The organism is Pseudoxanthobacter sp. (assembly GCF_036822375.1).
In the GTDB taxonomy this organism is placed as follows: domain Bacteria; phylum Pseudomonadota; class Alphaproteobacteria; order Rhizobiales; family Segnochrobactraceae; genus Pseudoxanthobacter.
The window spans coordinates 1-2,884 of the sequence record NZ_DAISHT010000321.1 but is presented as its reverse complement, the minus strand read 5'-3'; the positions used below and the strand labels follow the sequence as shown (position 1 = coordinate 2,884).

3 protein-coding genes are annotated in these 2,884 nt (G+C 69.7%); all 3 read right to left on the bottom strand.

The window, feature by feature from the left end; genetic code table 11:
• Positions 1–402: 402 nt before the first annotated feature.
• Positions 403–1,674 carry a 3-phenylpropionate/cinnamic acid dioxygenase ferredoxin--NAD(+) reductase subunit gene (hcaD, locus tag V7067_RS17110; protein ID WP_334177095.1) on the bottom strand — a complete coding sequence of 424 codons (1,272 nt, stop codon included), beginning with the start codon at positions 1,672–1,674 and terminating at the stop codon, positions 403–405.
• 212 nt (positions 1,675–1,886) lie between these two features.
• Positions 1,887–2,699, bottom strand: coding sequence for a 3-phenylpropionate-dihydrodiol/cinnamic acid-dihydrodiol dehydrogenase (hcaB, locus tag V7067_RS17105; RefSeq protein WP_334177094.1), 813 nt, complete (start codon positions 2,697–2,699; stop codon positions 1,887–1,889).
• A partial coding sequence (locus V7067_RS17100) for a Rieske 2Fe-2S domain-containing protein (RefSeq protein ID WP_334177093.1) occupies positions 2,696–2,884 on the bottom strand: 189 nt, incomplete at its 5' end. The genes V7067_RS17100 and hcaB, both read right to left, overlap by 4 nt.

Genomic DNA, 2,884 nt, shown 5'->3' with positions numbered 1-2,884 from the left:
TCGGAGGGCAGGAAGACATGATCATCGACGTCGCTCTCGATATCCTCAAAGCCCGGGCCGAGGCCGCCTGACCCCTCCTCCCGAAGGGCGAGCCGAAAGCAAACCCCGCTGCCGCATCCGCGGCAGCGGGGTTTTCATTTGCGCGGGCGGTTCGGAGGAAGGGGACCGCAGCAGACCGGAGCCGCATTCGCGGGGCCTCCGGCCCGGTCCCGTCCGAAGCAGGGTCTTGTCCGGCCGGCGGGGAACGGAGGGGGCTGTTGCGGCGTGTCAGACCCCTCTATTGCATCCTCCACAAACAGAGACGGCCCCGGTCTGGCTGTGTGCCGGACCGGGGCCGTCTTAAGGAGAGCATTCCGGGCGTTCCGCCCCGACCGGGGCGGAACGGGGGGCGCTTGCAAGCTGTCAGCCGGTGACGGCGGCGACGAGCTTGCGCAGGTCCTGCTTCGGATCGCACAGCCGGACCGTGTCGATGCCCGCGCCGCCGGCGGCCAGAAGCTGGCGGGCCGGGCGCATCTCGCGGCCGTTGTTGACGGTGATGGCACCGGTCACCCGACCGTCGGTGAGGCCGAACAGCGTGTAGCGCCCCGAGGACGGCTCGCCGCGCAGGCGCCACTCGGTGGCATCGATGGCGCCGGCCACCTGAAAGTTGCGGTCGTACTGGTCGGTCCAGTACCACGGCAGTTCCGCGGCCACCGGCTCGCCGGTCAGCATGGCGTGCGCGGCGCCGATAGCCTGCGCCTGCGCGTTGAGCCAGGTTTCCTGCCGCACGTGGCGGCCCTGCGCCGGGTTCCACTGCCGCGCGACATCGCCGGCCGCGAAGATGGCCGGATCGCTCGTCCGCCCCTGCTCGTCGGTGACGATGCCGTCTTCCACGCGGAGACCGGCGGCGCGGGCGAGTTCCACATTGAGCTCGACGCCGATGCCGTAGACCACCACGTCACCCTCGAAGCGGCGGCCGTCCTCGCACGACAGCACAATGGCGCCGTCGGCGGTCCGTTCCGCGGCGACGATAGCTGCGCCGAAATGGAAGGCGACGCCGCGTTCGCGGTGCATCGCCATCAGCGCTTCGGCCAGCGGCGGCGGGGCCGAGCGGGCCATCAGACGGTCGCCGCGCTCGATGACTGTGACGGTTGCCCCGAGCATGACGCTGCTTGCCGCCACCTCCAGCCCGATGATGCCGCCGCCGACGATCAGCACCCGCGCGCCGGGACGGATCGCCGCCCGCAGCCCCTGCGCATCGGCGAGCGTGCGAACGGTGAAGACGCCGGTGCCGAGGGCATCGAGCAGCGGATAGCGCCGCGCGCGGGCGCCGGTGGCCAGCAGCAGCCGGTCATAGCCGAGGCTCTCGCCGGTGGAGAGCTTCAGTTGCCGGGCCTCGCGATCGATGGTCTCGACGATGACGCCCAGCCGGGTTTCGATGCCGTTCTCGGCATAGAACTCGGCCGGATGGATGGTGATGCGGGCCTGATCGGGCTTCAGCATCACATCCTTGGAAAGCGGGGGACGCTCATAGGGCAGGTGCGGTTCGTCGCCGATCATGACGAGGCGGCCCTGAAACCCGCCCTTGCGCAGTTCGGCAGCGGCGATGGCGCCGGCCTGACCGGCGCCGATGATGACGAAAGTCTGCTGCGTCTCGGCCCCGTGATTGTCGGTGGTGCCGTGATTGTCGGTCATGCCGGCCTCCTCAGTCGGTCGGCCCGCGCTGCGGCGGCTGCGGTTTCTGGCGCGCCGGTTCGCAGGGGGGCGTCTCTCTCCTGGCGCCGCCGTTGGCCGGCGGCTGTCATGGCTTGCGATGCAGTGTTTGCGATGCGGTGCCTGCAATGCGGTGAAACAGACACCGCGGCCGGCTCCCCCCTTTGCTGGAGCCGGCCGCGGCGGCGGGGGGCTCAGAGATCGAGCCCGCCCGCGACGTGGCGGATGCCGCGGACGCCGAGGCCGCAATCGGCATTGATCGCAACACCCGTCAGCGTCTGATTGTTCTCGCGCGAGGCGAGCAGCACGAACGGGCCGGTGAACTCCGACGGGTCGGGGAAGTGCTGCAGCGGCAGGATGGCGCGGATCGCTTCCGGCGACCGCGAATCCATGATGCGGGTGTCCTGCTGGCCGAGCGAGGCCGGGCCGCGCAGGTCGCTCGCCATGCCGGACGGCGCGACGGCATTGACCCGCACTTTCGGCGCCAGCTCATAGGCAAGCTCACGCATCAGCCCCAGCACCGCGTGCTTGGAGGCCGTGTAAAGCGGGCCGCCGCCGCCCGGATAGAAGGCGGAGTTCGACAGCGTGAAGATCAGCGAACCGCGCGAGCGCAGCAGCGCCGGTGCCGCGGCCTTGGCGCCAAGGATGCAGCCCTTGACGTTGATGGCAAACAGCTCGTCGAAGCCGGCAGCAAGGCCGTGGATGTCGGTGCCGGCAAGGGTGGCGCCGTGATCCCAGATCGCGGCGTTGGCGATGAAACAGTCGAGCTTGCCGAAGCGCTGTTCCATGGCAGCCACGGCCGCCTCGTTGGCCGCCGGGTCGGTGACATCGCCGGCCACCGCAACGACGGCGCCGCCGAAATCGTTTTCAAGCGCGGCGACTTTCTCCGCCGAGCGCTCCAGAACGCCGACATGGGCGCCTTCGGCAACGAAGCGGGTAACCAGTGCGCGGCCGAGGCCCGAGCCGCCGCCGGTGATGAGGCAGGATTGTCCGGCAAGCCAGCTCATGCTGCGGCTCCTCCGGGCATCTCCAGATAGATTTCGCCGTCTTCGATGGCGAGCGGGAAAGTCTTCAGGTCTTCCGTCGCCGGCAGGCACAGTGCCTTGCCGGTTTTCAGGCAGAAGCGGGCGGCGTGGATCGGGCATTCCACCGTGCCGTCGTCATCGACATAGCCTTCCGACATGGAGGCGAC

Bases quoted from the DNA above. Each gene is read 5' to 3' on its own strand.
- hcaD (WP_334177095.1), bottom strand. From the start codon at position 1,674: ATGACCGACAATCACGGCACCACCGACAATCACGGGGCCGAGACGCAG.
- hcaB (WP_334177094.1), bottom strand. From the start codon at position 2,699: ATGAGCTGGCTTGCCGGACAATCCTGCCTCATCACCGGCGGCGGCTCG.